Below are 17,527 nucleotides of genomic sequence, written 5' to 3' on the forward strand. Positions count from 1 at the left end.
TTGGGACGAGACCTTTTCTATGTCGCGCACGTCGCGTTACCCCCTGCGTCAGTGGATCTGGCGCGCCTTTGTACAGAGTGCGTTGATTCCGCTGATTCTCGTCGAGTCGGTGCTGATTACCGTCTACCTGCTGAGTAACGCGGCGATTCGCGATGCGCAGATCGGCTATCTGCAGCGCAGCGCGCTGGGCGATTTGTCGGCGGCGGTGGCTCGTGAGGGGCAGGTGATCGACAGCCGCCTGCGTGCCGTCGAGGCGCAGGTGCAGATTTTCCGCGACGCGACGCTGCAGGCACTGCAGAACACCGAGTTCCAGCCCGATCAGCTGGAGCGCCAGCGCCATGCCGCCACCCCCAGCGGGGTGTACTACACGCGCAGCGACGATGGTCGCGCGGCATCCTTCTACGCCAACAGCACGCCGCCCGAGCGTCAGGACCGTGCCAAGGCGCTGCGTCTGTCGCAGGTCGATCCGCTGATGCGTTCGATCCGCGCGGCCAATCCGCTGGTAGCGGCGGTCTACTTCAACAGCTGGGACAGCTACAACCGCATCTACCCGTTCTTCATGACTCCCGAGCAGTATCCCCACGACATGGTGATACCCGATTACAACTTCTATTACCTGGCCGACGCCAAGCACAACCCGCAGCGCAAGGTGGCCTGGACCGATGTCTACCTGGATCCGGCCGGGCTCGGCTGGATGATGTCTGCCGTCGCCCCGGTGTACCGCGATGACTTCCTCGAGGGCGTTGTCGGCCTGGATATCACCGTCGGCCAGATGCTCACGGAGATCGGTGAGCTGGATGTACCCTGGCAGGGCTATGCCATGCTGGTCAGCCGCGACCACAACATCATGGCCCTGCCGCAGGCCGGCGAGCGCGATTTCGGCCTGCGCGAGCTGACCGAGTACTCCTATGCCGAGGCGGTGCGCCGCGAGGTGCTCAAGCCGGAAGATTTCCGCCTGGACAAGTACGCCGATATGCAGCCCCTGCTGCAGGCCATGGCGGCCGGGCAGGGCAATGTGCAGGAGGTCCAGCTGGGCGGGCGCAATCGCCTGGTGGCCTGGAGCGAGATTCCACAAACCGGCTGGCGTCTGCTGCTGGTGGTGGACGAGGAGCAGATCTTCAGCGAAACCAATCGTCTGGCCGAACGCTACCTGCAGATCGGCTACCTGCTGATCGCCGGTCTGGCGCTGTTCTATCTGCTGTTCTTCGCCTGGATGTGGATGCGCTCGCGGCAGCTGAGCGACCAGCTGGCGCAACCCATCGCCGGTATCGGCGGCATGATGCGGCGGATCGGTCAGGGGGATTTCCATCCCAGCGCGCCGACCAGCCAGATCGCCGAGCTGACCTCCATGGCGCAGGCGGTGCAGCACACCGGCGAGCAGTTGCAGGCGAGCGAGACCGAGCGCCGCGAGGCCCAGCGGATTCTCGACCTGGTGCTGGAGAGCACCACGGAGAGCCTGTGGGAGGTGGACTCGCCGAATGCCACCATCAAGCTCAGTGGCCGCTTCCTCAAACGCTTCGGCCTGGCCCGGGAGTGCATGAGCCTGAGCGAGTTCAACCAGCGCATGCACCCCAATGATCTGGAGCGCATTCGCCACCTGCGCGAACAGTTCGTCACCAGCGGCGAGGACCAGTTCGAGGCCGAGTACCGCTATGCCGACGCGCGCGGCGAGTACGCCTGGCTGCTCAGCCGCGGCAAGGTGCTCGAGCGCGATGCGGCCGGCCGCGTGCTGCGCATCGCCGGCACCCATGTCGATATCACCCGGCTCAAACAGGCCCAGGAGGAGCTGCGCCGCGCCAGTCTGGAGGCCCAGGCGGCCAGCCAGGCGAAGAGCCGTTTCCTCTCGAGCATGAGCCACGAGCTGCGTACGCCGCTGAACGCGATCTATGGCTTCGGCCAGTTGATCGAGATGGAGGCGCAGGACAAGCCCGACGCCCAGCAGGAGGCGGACTACGCGCGGGAGATCGTCAACGCCAGTCGTCACCTGACTTCCCTGGTCGACGATATCCTCGACCTGTCGAGTATCGAGAGTCGCCGTCAGCAGCTGCAGCTGCAACCGGTCGCGATCGGCGAGCTGCTCGCCAGCTGTGCCGAGCTGGTGCAGCCGGAAGTGCAGCAGCGGCACCTGCAGCTGGAGGTGCAGGCGGAGCTCGAGGCGCCGCTCTATGTGCAGGCGGACCTGCGCCGTGTACGCCAGGTGATGCTCAACCTGCTGTCCAACGCCATCAAGTACAACAGCCCCCGGGGCGTCATCCGCATGGGCTATGAGCTGCTCCCTGGCGGCGTGCGCCTGTGGGTCGAGGACAATGGTTCGGGGCTGACCGAGGAGCAGCAGGCCCAGCTGTTCCAGCCGTTCCAGCGTCTCGGTCGGGAGAACTCCAGTACCCCCGGCACCGGCATCGGCCTGGTGCTGTGCCGCGAGCTGGCCAGCCTGATGGGCGGCGAAATGGGCTTCGAGAGCCGCGCCGGGCATGGCAGTCGATTCTGGATCGACCTGCCCAGCGCCGCTGCGCCCCAGACGACAGTTCAGCCCGCCGCTAGCGAGGATTGAGCGGCACCTGAGGGCCGTTCACGGCTCGCCAGGGCACATCGCCCTGGCGAGCAGGCTGTTACTCGCTGGCTTCGAGCAGTTGCAGCGCCTCGCCGAGGACCTGCACGGATTGGCCGTGGTCGCCGCTCTTGTGCAGAGCCTCGCCCTCGGCACGGAGCTTCTGTACCTGCGCCAGCACCGCCGCATCGCTGGGCGGGTTGCTGGCCAGCATGGCATCTATCTTGGCCATGTCCGCCGGGCAGTGTGCGGCCCAGAGCGGGACGCTGAGCAGGGCGGCGGCGAGGAAAACGGCTAGGCGGCGCATGGCATCGCTCCTTCAGGGGGGGATTTTTCAGTATAGAAAGCAGCGGGCGGGGCCAATGGCCGCCGGTCCGCTTTCTGCCGGCAGAGGTGTGAGCCGGCGCGGGCTTGAGCCCGCGCCAGCTGCCCGCTGCGGCCGCGGGCAGTGCGTCAGACTCTAGGCCGGGAGACCCGATCGACCAGGTAGACCAGGCCGTGGTAGTCGATGCCGGCATGCTGGCTCAGGCCGATCTCGCAGGTGCGGCTGGTGGACAGCCCCTCGCTGCAGTGCTGCACCGCATCCTGCAGCGTGCGCAGCGCATGGGCGTTGAGCTCCGGGGTGGTGAAGCCCTTGTCGCCGGCGAAGCCGCAGCAGTGGATGCCCTCGGGGACAATCACCTCGCGGGCGCAGCGGCGGGCGATGTCGATCAGTCCCTGGGCCTCGCCCAGGTGCTGGGTGCTGCAGGTCACGTGTACCGCCACGGGCTGCTGCTGCGGGGTGATCTGCAATCTATCCAGGAGTTTCTCGCGGATGAACTTCACCGGGTCGAACAGCTTGAGCCGTGGGTCCAGGCCGTCCTGTAGCAGGCGCAGGGTGCAGGGGCTGGTGTCGCAGTAGACCGGGTCCAGGCCGCCGCGGCTGGCCTCGAGCAGCGTGTCGAGCAGTTCCTGGCGCTTGCGTTCGGCCTGTTCGGCATAGCCCTTGGAGGCGAAGGGCTGGCCGCAGCACAGGTTGTCCTGGCCCTCCGGAAAGACGACCTGGAAGCCGGCCTTTTCCAGCAGGGCGCGGGTCTTGTCGATCAGCGGCATCTGCTCCCGGTCGGCGAATGCCGGGCCCATGACCCGTGAGACGCAGGCGGCCAGGTAGACCACCCGCGGTCGCGCGTCGTCGGTCGCCGCGCCGATGCGGATCTGCTGCACGGCCTGGGGCATGGCGCTGCTCCACTGCGGTAGGCGCTGGCCCGAGGCCGTGTGCAGGCCGCTCGAGACTTTCGTCAGCAGCGGCGCGCCGAGCAGCCGGCGGGCGCCGTCGGCGGCGCGCAGAGTCAGGCGCGCGGCGCTGAGGGTGGCGGCGAAATGCGTGGCCAGCCAGTTGGCGCGCCTCTGTTGGCTGGCGTCGCGACCGCGCAGCTTGCGCACCAGGTCGCCGGTGTTGATGCCCACCGGGCAGCGCTGGGCGCACAGGCCGGTGGCGGCGCAGGTGTCGAGGCCCTGGTACTGGTAGCGGCGCTCGAGCTCGCGGGTGTCTTCGCCGCGCCGCTGCCTGGCCTGGATGTCGCGCCAGATGACGATGCGCTGGCGCGGGCTCAGGGTCAGCTCCTTGGACGGGCAGACCGGCTCGCAGAAGCCGCACTCGATGCACTTGTCGACCAGCTCGTCGGCGGCCGGCAGCGGCTTGAGGTGTTTCAGGTGGATCTGCGGGTCTTCGCTGAGCACCACGTCCGGGTTGAGGATGCCCAGGGGGTCGAGCAGGCGCTTGATCCGCCACATCAGCTGGTAGGCGTCCGTGCCCCACTCCAGCTCGACGAAGGGCGCCATGTTGCGTCCGGTGCCGTGCTCGGCCTTGAGCGAGCCGCCGAACTCCACCGCCACCAGCTGCGCCACCTCGTCCATGAAGGCCTGGTAGCGCGCCACCTGCTCGGGGCTGTCGAAACCCTGGGTGAAGACGAAGTGCAGGTTGCCCTCCAGGGCATGGCCGAAGATGATCGCCTCGTCGTAGCCGTGCTTGTCGAACAGCGCCAGCAGGCGGTTGACGCCCTCGGCCAGTTGCTCGACCGGGAAGGTGACGTCCTCGATGATCACCGTGGTGCCGGTCTCGCGCACCGCGCCGACGGCGGGGAAGGTGTCCTTGCGGATCTTCCACAGCTGGTTGTAGACCGCCGGGTCCTCGCTGAAGTCGACCCGCTTCTCCAGCGTAAAGTCGGCGAGCGAGTCCATGATCTGCGCCAGCTGTTCGTGCAGCAGGCTCTGGCTGGCCGCCCGCGCCTCGATCAGCAGGGCGCAGGCGCCGGCCGACAGGCCCCTGACCCATTCGGGCATGCCCGGCTTGTTCTCGACCGAGCGCAGGCTGCGGCGGTCCAGCAGTTCCACCGCCGACACCGGCTGGCTTTTCAGCACGCTGACCGCGCGACAGCAACTGTCCACGTCGGGGAATACCAGCAGGGCGCTGGCCTTGTGCGGATGGTCCGGCACGGTGTGGTAGGTCACCGAGCTGATGAAGCCCAGGGTGCCCTCGGAGCCGACCAGCAGGTGGCTGAGGATGTCCAGCGGCTGGTCGAAGTCGACCAGGGCGTTGAGCGACAGCCCGGTGGTGTTCTTCAAGCGGTACTTGTGGCGAATGCGCGCGGCCAGCTCGGAGTCGGCGCGGGTCTGCCGGCCGAGGCGGGCGAGCTGCTCGAGCAGCTCGCCATGACGGGCCTGGAAGGCGGCGACGCTGGCGGCGTCCTCGGTGTCCAGCACGCTGCCGTCGGCCAGCACCAGGCGCATGCCGGCCAGGGTGTGGTAGCTGTTCTGCGCGGTGCCGCAGCACATGCCACTGGCGTTGTTGGCGACGATGCCGCCGATCTTGCAAGCGTTGATCGAGGCCGGGTCCGGGCCGATCTTGCGCTGCCAGGGCGCCAGCGCGACGTTGGCCTGGGCGCCGATGACCCCCGGTTGCAGGCGGATCTGCGCGCCCTGGTTGCGCACCTCGCGGCCGTTCCAGTTGTCACCCAGGACGATCAGCAACGAGTCGCTGATGGCCTGGCCGGACAGGCTGGTGCCGGCGGCGCGGAAGGTCACCGGCACGCGCTCGGCGCTGGCCAGCTGGAGCAGCTGCACCACTTCCTCCTCGGACTCGACGCGCACGACCAGCTTTGGGATAAGGCGGTAGAAGCTGGCGTCGGTGCCGAAGGCCAGGGTCGACAGCGGGTCGTCGAAGCGCCGCTGGCGCGGGATCAGGCGTTCGACCTGCTGGAGAAAAGTCGCCGGCAGACTCATGCATCCTCCAGGATCAGTACGATCAGATCCTTCGGGCCGTGGGCGCCATAGGCCAGCACCTGTTCGATGTCGGCGGTCTTCGACGGCCCGGACACCAGCAGGGCGTTGGTCGGCATGCCGGTGGCCCAGCCCATTTCCCGCTGCACCTGGTAGAGGTTGTCCCGCACCTGGCTGGCCTTGAGCAGGGCGATGTGCAGCGGCGGTACCAGGCTCATTAGGCGCGGTTCCTCGCGGCTTGGCCAGAGGATCAGGCTGCCGGTGGAGGCGATGGCGCCGAGGGTGCCGGTCAGGCTGGCCGGGGTGTCGTCGAACAGCTCGGCCTTCCACTGCTCGATGGGCCGGTCGTAGGCCTTGAGCGCGAGTGGGCTGCCACTCTGCTGGCAGTGCTCGGCGAGCTGCTGGCCATGCACGGTGCCCGGGGCGATCAGCAGGCTGGCGATGCCGCGCTCGGCCAGCAGGCGCTCGACCAGCGCCGGCCACTCGGCCTGGCGGCACAGGTGGGTCTCGGTATGCACCGCCTCCATCAGCTGGCGCAGGCGCGGGATGCGCTGTTCGGCCGGGTAGCTCCAGGGCTGGGTCACCAGCGCCTCGTCGAAGTCGTCGGCGAGCGGCGTGGTGCCTTCCAGGCTGCGCTTGAGCTTGGCGAGGATATTGGCTTTGGCGCTCATGCTGATGCTCCCGTATATGCAGCAACGGTAGGGTGCGCCGAGCGCACCTCGGGCGTTCCGGTGATGGTGCGCGTGGCGCACCCTCCGGTGATTCGAGCACTCATCATTTGCCCTCCAGGTGCTGACGGGCCAGTTCATGCAGCGAGCGCTTGGCCGGAACCGGTGCGCTGTGGTGCTCGGTCCAGGGGCCGAGCTTGCTCGGCGTCAGGCCGCCCAGGCGGGTGGCCAGGAAGCTGAACAGGCGGTACAGCAGCGGCGTGGTGTAGAGCGTGCGCCAGGTTTTCCAGGCCAGGCGTTCGCCCGCCGAGTACTTGCTGCCCTGGCCGCGCATGACCCGCTGCGGGTCGTCGGGTTTTTTCACGTTCTCTTCGCGCAGGCGCCGCAGCAGCGAGGGGATGGGGATCTTCACAGGGCAGACCTCGCCGCAGGCGCCGCACAGCGACGAGGCGCTGGGGTGCTCGGGGACCTTGTTCAGGCCGACCAGGTGGGGGGTGATGATCTTGCCGATCGGCCCAGGATAGACCTCGCCGTAGGCGTGGCCGCCAATGCGCGTGTACACCGGGCAATGGTTCATGCAGGCGCCGCAGCGGATGCAGTTCAGGGTCTGGCGCAGTTCGCTGTCGGCGAAGGCCTGGCTGCGGCCGTTGTCCAGCAGCACCAGGTGGACTTCCTCGGGGCCGTCCAATTCGTCGGCCTGGCGCGGAGCGGAGATCATGTTGACGTAGGTGGTGATCGGCTGGCCCAGGGCCGAGCGGGTCAGCAGCGACAGCAGCGGCACGGTGTCGCGCAGGTTCTCCACCACCTTCTCGATACCGGTCACGGCGATGTGCACCCGGGGCACGGTGGTGCTCATGCGGCCGTTGCCTTCGTTCTCCACCAGCAGCAGGGTGCCGGTCTCGGCTACCGCGAAGTTGACCCCGGACACGCCGATGTCGGCCTCGAAGAACTTCCGGCGCAGGGTGCGCCGGCCGATCTGAATGAGTTGGTCGACGTCCTTGGTGTATTCCACGCCAAGTTTGTCGTGGAACAAGGACGCGACCTGACCGGCATTCTTGTGGATCGCCGGCATAATGATATGAGAAGGCTTCTCGTGGTCGAGCTGGACGATGTACTCGCCCATGTCCGATTCCAGGCATTCAATGCCCTGGCCTTCGAGGAAATGGTTCATCTCCATTTCCTCGCTGACCATCGATTTGCCCTTGATCACTTGTCGCGCCTCGTGAGCGCGGGCGATCTGCAGGACGATGGCGTTGGCCTCGTCCACCGTTTCCGCCCAGTGCACCTTCACACCGTTGCGAATCAGGTTCCGTTCCAGTTGCTCGAGCAGCTCGGGCAGCTTGGATAGTGCGCGGGCGCGAATCTGGTTGCCCAGGGCGCGCAGCCGCTCGCGTTCGTCGGCATCGCTGAAGGCGCTGGCGCGCTTGGCCATCAGCGAATCCATGGCGGTGCGGAAGTTCTTGCGCAGCTGGGCATCGCCCAGCGCGTCATGGGCGCGCTGTTTGAAGCCCGGTGCGACGGATTCGTCACCCAATTGCACGCTGGGAATGCGTTGCTCGCCGTTCATCGCTCGCTCCTCGTGCGCTGCCAGAGGAAACTGGCCAGGTGCTGGCCGCGCAGGGCGGCGCGCTGCTTCTCCAGGGCACCGTTGATGTTCATCAGGCAGCCGCAGTCGGCGCTGACCACCTGGGCGGCACCGGAGTCCTGCAGGGCGCGGGTCTTGTCCGCGACCATCGCCCCGGAGATGTCCGGCATGCGCACGCTGAAGGTGCCGCCGAAGCCGCAGCACTCGCTCTCGTGGTCGTGCTCGACGCGCTCCACCTGGCTCAGTTGCGCCAGCAGGGCGCGGCCGTGCAGGTGGGTGTTCATCTCCCGGCGCGCGCTGCAGGAGGTGTGCAGGGCCACCTTGGTCGGCGTGCCCTGGTCCTGCAGCTGCACCTTGCATACATGGAGGAGAAACTCGGCCAGTTCATAGGTGCGCTCGGCCAGGGCCTGGAGACGGGCGTGCAGGTCGGGCTCGTCCTTGAACAGCTCGGCATAGTGCTCGCGCAGCATGCCGGCGCAGGAGCCGGACGGCACCACCACCGGCCAGTCCTCGCGGAACAGCTGCAGCTGCCGGCGCGCCACCTCGCGCGCCTCCGCGGTGTAGCCGGAGGTATAGGCCGGCTGGCCGCAGCAGCCCTGGTCCTGGGGGAAGTGCACGCGGATGCCCTCGCGCTCCAGCAGGTGGATCGCGTCCATCCCCGCTTCCGGGAAGAACAGGTCGACCACGCAGGTGCCGAACAGGTAGACCTGCTCGGGCTTGTGCGGCGGATACTGGCGCGGTTGCGGCAGGGGCGGCGCGACGCGGGTGGCGTTGGGCGCGGCGTTGTGGAACAGCTGGCTCATGGTTGTGCGCTCCGGGTGGGCCCGGTGGTCCGCAGAACCCGGCGGCGATATCGGCGCCGGGTTCTGCGGGTTGTGGATACGGCCGCGCCGCGGGTCAGCGGGGCGCGGATTCAAGCGTGCTTCAGCGGGCCACCAGCGGGTCGCTGATGCCCAGCAGGTAGATCGCGATGAGGGCGATCAGCCCGGTGAACAGCACGTAGTACAGGGTAGGCCAGACGGTCTTGCGCAGGGTGCTGCCCTCGCGGCCGAGCAGGCCGACCGTGGCCGAGGCGGCGACCACGTTGTGGATCGCCACCATGTTGCCGGCTGCCGCGCCGATGGCCTGCACCGCGACGATCAGCGCCCCGGAGATCCCCAGGCTGTGCGCGACGCCGTACTGGAACTGGCTGAGCATCATGTTGCTGACGGTATTGGAGCCGGCGATGAAGGCACCCAGGGCGCCGACGCTGGGCGCCAGCAGCGGGTAGACACCGCCGACGCTGTCGGCCACGTAGCGGGCCATGGCGATCGGCATGCTCGGAAGGTCGGCGGCGTTGACCCCGGAGTTGATCAGGATGCGCACCATGGGCACGGTGAACAGCAGGACGAAGCCGGCGCCGAGCAGGACCTTACTCGATTCGCCGATCGCGGCGGTCAGTTCGCGCAGCTTCATGCGGTGCAGGAAGAAGGTCGCCAGCACCACCGTCACCAGGATGCCGCCGGGCAGGTACAGCGGCATGAAGTCGGCCTTGATGCCGCTCTCGCCGAGGATGTCGGGGAATACCAGTAGCACCGACTTCAGCGCCGCGCTGACGTCCGGGAAGACCCGGCTGATGACCAGCAGGGCGCCGACCAGCACGTAGGGGAACCAGGCGCGCAGGCTGCTCATCGGCTTGGCGCTCAGCGCGTCCAGCTTCATCTCCACGCTGCCCAGCCACTCGCTCGGCCAGTCCTGCGCCGGGGCGAAGTCCCAGGTCTTCTTGGGCACCAGGAAGCCCACGCGGGCGGCACAGGTGACGATGGCCAGGCCGATCAGGCCGCCCGCCAGGGACGGGAACTCGGGGCCGAGGAATACGCCGGTAGCCATGTAGGGCAGGGTGAAGGCCAGGCCGGCGAAGAGGGCGAACGGCAGCACCTCGAAGCCGGCCTTCCAGCTTTTCTGCTGGCCGAAGAAGCGCGTCAGCATCAGCACCATGATCAGCGGCATCAGGGTGCCGACCAGGGCGTGGATGATCGCCACGTTGCTGGTTATCAGCTGCAGGAAAATCTCCCAGCTGGAGCCCTGGGCGCTCAGTTGCGCACCCAGGGCGGCGCTGTCCAGGCCGCTGTTGATGCCGATGATGATCGGCGTGCCGACCGCACCGAAGGACACCGGCGTGCTCTGCACCAGCATGCCGAGCATCACCGCGGCCATGGCCGGGAAGCCGATGGCTACCAGCAGGGGCGCGGCGATCGCCGCCGGCGTGCCGAAGCCCGAGGCGCCCTCAATGAAGCAGCCGAACAACCAGGCAATGATGATCGCCTGGATGCGACGGTCCGGGCTGATGGTGGCGAATCCGGCGCGGATCTTGGTGATCCCGCCGGAATGCTTGAGGGTGTTGAGCAGCAGAATCGCGCCGAAGATGATCCACAGCACGCCGGCGGTGATTACCAGGCCTTGCACGGTGGAGGCGAGTACGCGGTTGAGGCTCATGTCCCAGGCGTACAGGGCGATGCCCGCCGTGAGCAGGTAGACCAGCGGCATGGCGCGTTTGGCGGGCCAGCGCAGGCCGATCAGCAGGATGGCGGCGAGCAGGATGGGGGAGAAGGCGAGTAGTGCGAGCAGACCGGATGACATGGCGGGACCTCCGGTCAGTGGCGCGCGGGACGCGATGGATTCGGCAGATGGAATGCAGCAAGCGGCGTGATGGACATGACCGACATGGGAAGACCTCGGCGTGGCTATTTTTGGAATTGTTGTTTGTTGTCGGGCTGTATTGGTAAGACCAATTTACAAGGCGACCGTGTCAGGTTAAAAGCCTGCGGCCGTTGCTGTCAAATTCCGGTGCTGCGACTTTGGTAGGAGGGGGCGGCCTTGTGTGCCTATGCGGTGCGCTATAGGCTTGCTGGAAAGCTGGTAAAACCAATGGAGAGTGGGGAATGGAAGTAGATCAGGTGCGCCAGCGGCGCTTGTCGGACACCATCGTCGAGCAGCTGGAAACCATGATTCTCGAGGGCTCGCTGAAGGCAGGCGAGCGCCTGCCGGCCGAGCGGGTGCTGTCCGAGCGCTTCGGCGTATCGCGGCCATCGCTGCGTGAGGCGATTCAGAAGCTGGTGGCCAAGGGGCTGCTGGTCAGTCGCCAGGGCGGCGGCAACTATGTCGCCGAGTCGCTGGGTTCGACCTTCAGCGATCCGCTGCTGGAACTGCTGGAAAACAACCCCGAGGCGCAGCGCGATCTACTGGAGTTCCGCCACACCCTGGAGGGTTCCTGCGCCTACTACGCTGCATTGCGCGCCACCGAACTGGACCGCGAGCGCCTGAGCGAGGCCTTCGCCGCGCTGCAGGACTGCTACAGCCGCAGCGGCAAGGTCACCCGCGCCGAGGAGGGGGCGGCCGATGCGCGATTTCATCTGGCCATCGCCGAGGCCAGCCACAACGCGGTGCTGCTGCACACCATTCGCGGCCTGTTCGACCTGCTCAAGCGCAACGTGGTGACCAATATCGGCGGCATGTACGCCCAGCGCAGCGAGACCCGGGACATGCTGATCACTCAGCACCGGGCCTTGTTCGAGGCGATCATGGAGGGGCGTGCCGAAGAGGCGCGGGAGCTGTCGAACCAGCATATCGACTATGTCCGGGAGGTGCTTTCCGAGGTGCAGCAGGAGGTGCAGCGGGTGGCGCGGGCGCAGCGGCGCAGTCTGCGCTAGTAGAGGCCAGCAGCGGGGCGGGAGCGCTTGGCTCCCGAGCTCACTCGTCCTTGCCTTTGCTGCGCATGGCGCGCTGCACTTCGCGGTCGGCGTCGCGCTCTTTCTCGGTGTGACGCTTGTCGAAGTCCTTCTTGCCCTTGGCCAGGGCGATCTCGCACTTGACCAGGTGCTGCTTCCAGTAGAGCGACAGGGCCACGCAGGTGTAGCCCTTCTGCTGCACCGAGCCGAACAGCTTGTCCAGCTCGCGCTTGTTCAGCAGCAGCTTGCGCGTGCGGGTCGGGTCGGCGATCACGTGGGTGCTGGCGGTCTTCAACGGGGTGATGTGGCAGCCCATCAGCCAGGCCTCGTCGTCCTTGAGCAGCACGTAGCTGTCGACCAACTGGGCCTTGCCGGCGCGCAGGCTCTTCACTTCCCAGCCGGCCAGGGCCAGGCCCGCCTCGAACTTCTGGTCGACGAAATAATCGTGCAGCGCCTTCTTGTTCTGCGCGATGGTGCCTTGAGGGTGTTTCTTTTGTTTAGCCATAGGGCGCGCATTATAGGGAGTCGCCTGCGCGGACGCCATGCGCTGCGCAGGGCAAAATCACGGATATTCACCGGCCCGCGGCGGCTGCGCTTGAGCCGATTCGGTGAATCCCCGACAATGCCCGATCTTTTTTCCAATCAGAACGGGCGAGTCGCACATGGCGAACGACAAGGTCTCGATTCACGGCGCCTGGGCCAGCCGCTGGGTCTTCATTCTCGCGGCGACCGGCTCGGCCGTGGGGCTGGGCAATATCTGGAAGTTCCCCTACATGACCGGCGTCTACGGCGGCGGTGCCTTCGTCGCCATGTACCTGATCTGCATCGCCTTGGTCGGGGTGCCGATCATGCTGGCGGAAACCCTGATCGGCCGTCGCGGCCGGCAGAGCCCGGTCAACGCCATGAAGAACCTGGCCATCGAAGCGGGGAAGTCCCGCGGCTGGTCGCTGGCCGCGGTGATGGGGATGATCGCCGCGCTGCTGATCCTGTCCTTCTATAGCGTGGTCGCCGGTTGGTCCCTGGACTATATCCTCGGCATGGCCGGCGGCGACTTCGTCGGGATCAGCGGCGAGGGGGCCGGCGCCGCATTCGGCGGGCTGACCAGCGACCCCTGGCGCCTGACCCTGTGGCATACGCTGTTCATGTTCCTCACCGCGCTGGTCATCGCCCGCGGCGTGGTCGCCGGCCTGGAACGCAGCCTGCGCATCATGATGCCGCTGCTGTTCGTCCTGCTGCTGGTGCTGCTCGGCTACAGCCTGACCACCGGGCACTTCATGCAGGGTTTCGACTTCCTCTTCCATTTCGACCCGAGCAAGGTGCGCGAGGGCATCCTCGCCGCCATGGGCCACGCCTTCTTCACCCTCAGCGTGGGTGTCGGCTCGATCATGGTCTACGGTGCCTATATGCCGAAGAATTCGTCCATCGGCGCGACGGTGATCGCGGTCGGGCTGCTCGATACCCTGGTCGCCCTGACCGCCGGCCTGGCGTTGTTCCCGATCGTGTTCGCCGCCGGCCTGGAGCCGGGCGCCGGTCCCGGGCTGATGTTCGTCACCCTGCCGATCGCCTTCGGCAATATCGCCTTCGGCCAGTTGATGGGCCTGGTGTTCTTCGTGCTGGTGGCGGTGGCGGCCTGGAGTTCGTCGATCTCCATGCTGGAGCCGGCGGTGGCCTATTTCGTCGAGCGCAGTGGGCGCAGCCGGACCACGGTCACCGCGCTGCTGGCGCTGCTGTGCTGGGTGATCGGCATGGGTACGGTGTTGTCGTTCAATGTCGGTGCCGAGGCCAAGTTCTTCGTCTTCGCCGAGGATGGCTTCCATCTGTTCCAGTGGGGCGCCGAGGGCGGCAAGACCTTCTTCGACAGCATCGACTACCTGACCAGCCGCATTCTCCTGCCGCTCGGTGGCCTGGCCTTCGCCTTGTTCGCCGGCTGGGTGCTGAGCCGCGAAGCGGTGCGCGAGGAGCTGGCGATCAAGAGTCCGCTGCTGTTCAATCTGGCTTACTGGCTGATTCGCGTGGTGGCCCCTGTCGGCGTGCTGGTGGTGTTCGTCGCCGAGTTGAGCAAATGAGGGCACGCAAGCTGATGAGTGAAGTCGCCGGTCTATGAGTACGCATATCCACCGCTCGGCCCTGTTGCCCTATCCGGCGCAGGCGCTGTACGACCTGGTCAACGACGTGGCCAGCTACCCGCAGTTCCTGCCCTGGTGCTCGGCCAGCGAAGTGCTGGAGCTGAGCGAGACCCACATGCGCGCCAGCCTCGGCGTGGCCAAGGGTGCGCTGCGCCAGCGCTTCGTTACCTGCAACACGCTGGTTGCAGGGCAGTCCATCGAGCTGAACCTGGAAGAGGGGCCGTTCACCCAGCTGCAGGGTCGCTGGGAGTTCAAGGTGCTGGGGGAGAAGGCCTGCAAGATCAGCCTGGATCTGACCTTCGACTACGCCGGACCGCTGGTGCGTGCGACCCTAGGGCCGTTGTTCAACCAGGCTGCCAACACCCTGGTGGATGCCTTCTGCCAGAGGGCCAAGGAGTTGTATGGATAGCAGAACCATAGTGGTCGAGGTGGTCTATGCCTTGGCCGACAAGCAGAAGCTGCTGCGTCTGAGCCTGCCTTATGGCACCACGGTGCGGCAGGCGGCGTTGCAGTCCGGAATGGATGTGCACTTCCCGGACCTGGACCTGGCGAGCAGCCCGCTGGGAATCTTCGGCAAGGCGGTGGCCAAGCCCGATGAGCGTGTGCTGGAAGATGGAGAGCGCGTGGAGATCTATCGTCCGCTGATTGCCGATCCGAAGGAGGTGCGCAAGCAGCGGGCCGCCCGAGCGGCCAAGGCCAAGGCCGACGAGCAGGGCGTTTGATGTCTAAGCGCCGACCACAAAAAAAGCCCGGAGATCTTCCGGGCTTTTTTGTTTCTAACGGCTACTGCGGCGAGCTTTCCAGGGGCTCGGGAACCGGCACTGGTACGGTTCTGACTTCGTCGACCTCGCGCTGGATCTGCTCGAGCAGCGAGCCCGGAGCCGGCGCGGCGTCCTCGATCTGCGGCTCAGCGCTGACCGGCGTGGTCGGATCGCCGTCCTCGCCGAGGATCGCCTGGTCGCGGCTGACGCCCGGCATGAAGTCCCCGGACAGGCCGGCCAGTTGGTCGTTGCCATCGAAGACCAGGCTGACGCGCTCCTGCAGGCGCTGACCGCCCCCCGGCTGGATGCTGTAGAGGTAGTCCCAGCGGTTGCTGTGGAAGGTGTCGGTGAGCAGCGGGTTGCCCATGATAAACCGCACTTGGCGGCGGGTCATTCCAGGGCGCAACTGGTCTATCATGTCCTGCGTCACGACATTGCCCTGTTGGATGTCGATTTTGTAAACCCCGGGGAATGAGCAACCGGCGAGTGCGAAGAGCCCCGTTAAGGTGAGGCTGGTCAGCAGGATCTTGGCATTTTGCATCGGTGGGTGACTTCCACTATCTTGGCTGGGCAACGTAAACCCGGATCATACCCGTAATAAGGGAAGCTGCAAAACCGCTTCCACGAGAAAGCAGACCATGGTTGAAAATAGCGAACTACGCAAGGCTGGCCTGAAAGTGACCCTGCCGAGGGTCAAGATATTGCAGATGCTCGATTCCGCCGAGCAGCGCCACATGAGCGCAGAGGATGTTTACAAGGCGCTGATGGAGGCGGGCGAGGATGTCGGTCTGGCCACGGTGTATCGCGTGTTGACCCAGTTCGAGGCGGCTGGTCTGGTGGTGCGGCACAATTTCGATGGCGGCCATGCGGTGTTCGAGCTGGCCGACAGCGGCCATCACGATCACATGGTCTGTGTCGAATCCGGCGAGGTGATCGAGTTCTTCGACCCGGAAATCGAGAAGCGGCAGAAGGAGATCGTCCGCGAGCACGGCTTCGAGCTGGTCGATCACAACCTGGTGCTCTACGTGCGCAAGAAGAAGTAGGCGCACTGGCGCGGCATGAGAAAGGCGACCCTGGGGGTCGCCTTTTTTGTTGCTTGGCGCCGCTACTCGCTCAGGCCTGGGCGCTGGCGACCATCTGCCGGGCGTGGGCCAGGGACTCCTCGGTGAGGTCGACGCCGCCGAGCATGCGGGCGATCTCCTCGACCCGCTGGTGACGCTCGAGCTTGCTCACCGCGGTGCGGGTCGCGTCGCTTTCCCGCACCTTGTGCACGAACAGGTGCTGGTGCCCTTGTGCCGCCACCTGCGGCAGGTGGGTGACGGTCAGGACCTGGCCGCGCTCGCCGAGGCGGCGCAGCAGCTGGCCGACCACCTCGGCGGTCGGCCCGCCAATGCCGACGTCGACTTCGTCGAAGACCAGGGTCGGCACCCGTGAGGTCTGGGCGGTGATCACCTGGATGGCCAGGCTGATACGCGACAGCTCGCCGCCGGAGGCGACTTTGGCCAGGGCCTTGAGCGGCTGCCCGGGGTTGGCGCTGACCAGGAACTCGACCTGCTCCAAACCGTTGGCCTGCGGCTCGTCGCTGCTGTTGCCGCGCAGCTGGATAGTGAAGCGCCCGCCAGGCATGCCCAGGCTGTGCATCTCCGTCTCCACGGCCGTGGCGAGGCGGTTGGCGGCCTCGTTGCGCAGGGCGCTCAGCTCCGCGGCCTTTTCCTGGTAGTGGCGGGCATAGGCGTCGAGCTCTTCGCCGAGGCGCTCGACGGCCTGGTCGTCGGCGTTGAGGCTTTCCAGTTCCTCGAACAGCTGCTGCTGCAGCGCGGCCATCTCGCTGGGCTGGATGCGGTGCTTGCGCGCCAGGGTGTAGATGATGTCGAGGCGCTCCTCGAGCATCTGCAGGCGCTCGGGGTCGGCGTCGAAGTGGTCGAGAAAGCGATTCAGCTCGCCGACCGCCTCTTCCACCTGGATCTGCGCACTGGCCAGCAGGTTGATCGCCTCGTTGAGGGCGCCGGGTTGGCCCTGGAAGCCGCTGAGGCGGTTGAGGCTGCCGGTCAATGCCGACAGCACGTTGCCGGCATCATTCTCGCTGCATTGCTCGATCACCAGGCGGCAGGCGCTGAGCAGGCTTTCGGCGTTGGTCAGGGTCTTGTGCTCCTGCTCGAGCTGTTCCAGCTCCTGTTCGCCGAGGGCCAGGTTGTCCAGTTCCTCGAGCTGATAGCTGAGCAGCTGATGGCGGGCGCGCTGCTCGTCGCCGAGGCCGGAGAGGCGTTCCAGTTCGCTCTTGGTCTGCTTCCAGCGTTGCGCGGCCAGCTGTACCTGGCGCGCCAGTTCCTGGCTGCCGGCGTACTCGTCGAGCAGGCGGCGATGGGTGTCGGCCTTGAGCAGGGACTGGTGTTCGTGCTGGCTGTGGATGTCGATCAGCAGCTCGCCGAGGGCCTTGAGGTCGCCTTGCGGGCAGGGCGAGCCGTTGATATAGCCGCGCGAGCGGCCTTCGGCAGTGATCACCCGACGCAGGATGCACGGGCCGTCGTGCTCCAGGTCGTGCTCGGCTAGCCAGGCCCGCGCTTCGGGAATGTCGCTGAGGTCGAAGCTGGCGAGGATGTCCGCCTTGTCCGCGCCGGGGCGCACCACGCCGCTGTCCGCACGGTCGCCCAGGCAGAGGCCGAGGGCGTCGAGCATGATCGACTTGCCGGCGCCGGTTTCGCCGCTGATCACGCTCATCCCGCTGTCCAGCTCCAGGTCGAGATGTTCAACGATGGCGTAGTTGTGTACGGACAGGTGCACCAGCATGGCGAGGCCTCTCGAGGTTGAAGTCTGGTTATTTATACAGTGTTTGTTTTGCCGCTGACAATCCTCCCGCCGCCCTTGAAGCGTGAA

General features: G+C 66.5%; 15 protein-coding genes. 6 read left to right on the forward strand and 9 right to left on the reverse strand.

The window, feature by feature from the left end; translation table 11 throughout:
* Positions 1-19 precede the first annotated feature (19 nt).
* Positions 20-2,551: an ATP-binding protein gene (locus LPB260_RS08605; RefSeq protein ID WP_208708275.1), complete on the forward strand. Its 2,532-nt coding sequence runs from the start codon at positions 20-22 to the stop codon at positions 2,549-2,551.
* Between the two features lie 58 nt (positions 2,552-2,609).
* Here the strand turns inward: LPB260_RS08605 and LPB260_RS08610 are convergent, their stop codons facing one another.
* From LPB260_RS08610 to LPB260_RS08635, 6 genes are all read right to left on the reverse strand, one after another.
* Positions 2,610-2,855 carry a hypothetical protein gene (locus LPB260_RS08610; protein WP_208708276.1) on the reverse strand — a complete coding sequence of 82 codons (246 nt, stop codon included), beginning with the start codon at positions 2,853-2,855 and terminating at the stop codon, positions 2,610-2,612.
* A gap of 146 nt (positions 2,856-3,001) precedes the next feature.
* Entirely contained in the window at positions 3,002-5,809 is a 2,808-nt protein-coding gene (locus LPB260_RS08615) for an FAD-binding and (Fe-S)-binding domain-containing protein (protein WP_208708277.1), read from the reverse strand.
* Positions 5,806-6,477: a lactate utilization protein C gene (locus tag LPB260_RS08620; RefSeq protein ID WP_208708278.1), complete on the reverse strand. Its 672-nt coding sequence runs from the start codon at positions 6,475-6,477 to the stop codon at positions 5,806-5,808. The genes LPB260_RS08615 and LPB260_RS08620 overlap by 4 nt, the downstream gene beginning before the upstream one ends.
* 103 nt (positions 6,478-6,580) lie before the next feature.
* A complete protein-coding gene (locus tag LPB260_RS08625) occupies positions 6,581-8,041 on the reverse strand; it encodes a LutB/LldF family L-lactate oxidation iron-sulfur protein (RefSeq protein WP_208708279.1) in 1,461 nt (486 codons plus the stop codon).
* Positions 8,038-8,862 (reverse strand): (Fe-S)-binding protein, encoded by an 825-nt coding sequence (locus LPB260_RS08630; protein ID WP_208708280.1) that lies wholly within the window; start codon positions 8,860-8,862, stop codon positions 8,038-8,040. Before LPB260_RS08630 ends, LPB260_RS08625 begins: the two co-directional genes overlap by 4 nt.
* Positions 8,863-8,983: 121 nt before the next feature.
* Positions 8,984-10,678 (reverse strand): L-lactate permease, encoded by a 1,695-nt coding sequence (locus LPB260_RS08635; RefSeq protein WP_208708281.1) that lies wholly within the window; start codon positions 10,676-10,678, stop codon positions 8,984-8,986.
* A 302-nt stretch (positions 10,679-10,980) separates the two neighbouring features.
* Between LPB260_RS08635 and LPB260_RS08640 the strand changes: the two genes are divergently transcribed.
* The gene (locus tag LPB260_RS08640) at positions 10,981-11,748 is read left to right on the forward strand and encodes an FCD domain-containing protein (RefSeq protein ID WP_208708282.1); all 768 of its coding nucleotides are present in this window, start codon (positions 10,981-10,983) and stop codon (positions 11,746-11,748) included.
* Between the two features lie 40 nt (positions 11,749-11,788).
* Here LPB260_RS08640 and smpB read toward each other — a convergent pair whose 3' ends face one another.
* The gene (gene smpB / locus LPB260_RS08645; RefSeq protein ID WP_208708283.1) at positions 11,789-12,271 is read right to left on the reverse strand and encodes an SsrA-binding protein SmpB; all 483 of its coding nucleotides are present in this window, start codon (positions 12,269-12,271) and stop codon (positions 11,789-11,791) included.
* Between the two features lie 157 nt (positions 12,272-12,428).
* Between smpB and LPB260_RS08650 the strand changes: the two genes are divergently transcribed.
* Genes LPB260_RS08650 through LPB260_RS08660 form a run of 3 tightly spaced genes read left to right on the forward strand, consistent with a single transcriptional unit; the run spans position 12,429 to position 14,614 of the window.
* Positions 12,429-13,832 (forward strand): sodium-dependent transporter, encoded by a 1,404-nt coding sequence (locus tag LPB260_RS08650; RefSeq protein ID WP_208708284.1) that lies wholly within the window; start codon positions 12,429-12,431, stop codon positions 13,830-13,832.
* A 34-nt stretch (positions 13,833-13,866) separates the two neighbouring features.
* Entirely contained in the window at positions 13,867-14,301 is a 435-nt protein-coding gene (locus LPB260_RS08655) for a type II toxin-antitoxin system RatA family toxin (protein WP_208708285.1), read from the forward strand.
* Positions 14,294-14,614, forward strand: coding sequence for an RnfH family protein (locus tag LPB260_RS08660; protein ID WP_208708286.1), 321 nt, complete (start codon positions 14,294-14,296; stop codon positions 14,612-14,614). The genes LPB260_RS08655 and LPB260_RS08660 overlap by 8 nt, the downstream gene beginning before the upstream one ends.
* Before the next feature lie 61 nt (positions 14,615-14,675).
* Here LPB260_RS08660 and LPB260_RS08665 read toward each other — a convergent pair whose 3' ends face one another.
* Positions 14,676-15,194, reverse strand: coding sequence for an outer membrane protein assembly factor BamE (locus LPB260_RS08665; protein WP_208708287.1), 519 nt, complete (start codon positions 15,192-15,194; stop codon positions 14,676-14,678).
* Positions 15,195-15,291: 97 nt separating this feature from the next.
* Here LPB260_RS08665 and fur point away from each other — a divergent pair, with 97 nt between their 5' ends.
* Positions 15,292-15,696, forward strand: a complete 405-nt coding sequence (fur, locus tag LPB260_RS08670; RefSeq protein WP_208708288.1) for a ferric iron uptake transcriptional regulator — start codon at positions 15,292-15,294, stop codon at positions 15,694-15,696.
* A 70-nt stretch (positions 15,697-15,766) separates the two neighbouring features.
* Here fur and recN read toward each other — a convergent pair whose 3' ends face one another.
* Positions 15,767-17,440, reverse strand: a complete 1,674-nt coding sequence (gene recN / locus LPB260_RS08675; RefSeq protein WP_208708289.1) for a DNA repair protein RecN — start codon at positions 17,438-17,440, stop codon at positions 15,767-15,769.
* Positions 17,441-17,527: the final 87 nt, after the last annotated feature.

The organism is Pseudomonas sp. LPB0260 (assembly GCF_013388395.1).

Excerpts from the sequence above, each read along its gene's own strand:
- LPB260_RS08605 (WP_208708275.1), top strand. The coding sequence starts at position 20 with ATGTCGCGCACGTCGCGTTACCCCCTGCGTCAGTGGATCTGGCGCGCC.
- LPB260_RS08610 (WP_208708276.1), bottom strand. The coding sequence starts at position 2,855 with ATGCGCCGCCTAGCCGTTTTCCTCGCCGCCGCCCTGCTCAGCGTCCCG.
- LPB260_RS08615 (WP_208708277.1), bottom strand. The coding sequence starts at position 5,809 with ATGAGTCTGCCGGCGACTTTTCTCCAGCAGGTCGAACGCCTGATCCCG.
- LPB260_RS08620 (WP_208708278.1), bottom strand. The coding sequence starts at position 6,477 with ATGAGCGCCAAAGCCAATATCCTCGCCAAGCTCAAGCGCAGCCTGGAA.
- LPB260_RS08625 (WP_208708279.1), bottom strand. The coding sequence starts at position 8,041 with ATGAACGGCGAGCAACGCATTCCCAGCGTGCAATTGGGTGACGAATCC.
- LPB260_RS08630 (WP_208708280.1), bottom strand. The coding sequence starts at position 8,862 with ATGAGCCAGCTGTTCCACAACGCCGCGCCCAACGCCACCCGCGTCGCG.
- LPB260_RS08635 (WP_208708281.1), bottom strand. The coding sequence starts at position 10,678 with ATGTCATCCGGTCTGCTCGCACTACTCGCCTTCTCCCCCATCCTGCTC.
- LPB260_RS08640 (WP_208708282.1), top strand. The coding sequence starts at position 10,981 with ATGGAAGTAGATCAGGTGCGCCAGCGGCGCTTGTCGGACACCATCGTC.
- smpB (WP_208708283.1), bottom strand. The coding sequence starts at position 12,271 with ATGGCTAAACAAAAGAAACACCCTCAAGGCACCATCGCGCAGAACAAG.
- LPB260_RS08650 (WP_208708284.1), top strand. The coding sequence starts at position 12,429 with ATGGCGAACGACAAGGTCTCGATTCACGGCGCCTGGGCCAGCCGCTGG.
- LPB260_RS08655 (WP_208708285.1), top strand. The coding sequence starts at position 13,867 with ATGAGTACGCATATCCACCGCTCGGCCCTGTTGCCCTATCCGGCGCAG.
- LPB260_RS08660 (WP_208708286.1), top strand. The coding sequence starts at position 14,294 with ATGGATAGCAGAACCATAGTGGTCGAGGTGGTCTATGCCTTGGCCGAC.
- LPB260_RS08665 (WP_208708287.1), bottom strand. The coding sequence starts at position 15,194 with ATGCAAAATGCCAAGATCCTGCTGACCAGCCTCACCTTAACGGGGCTC.
- fur (WP_208708288.1), top strand. The coding sequence starts at position 15,292 with ATGGTTGAAAATAGCGAACTACGCAAGGCTGGCCTGAAAGTGACCCTG.
- recN (WP_208708289.1), bottom strand. The coding sequence starts at position 17,440 with ATGCTGGTGCACCTGTCCGTACACAACTACGCCATCGTTGAACATCTC.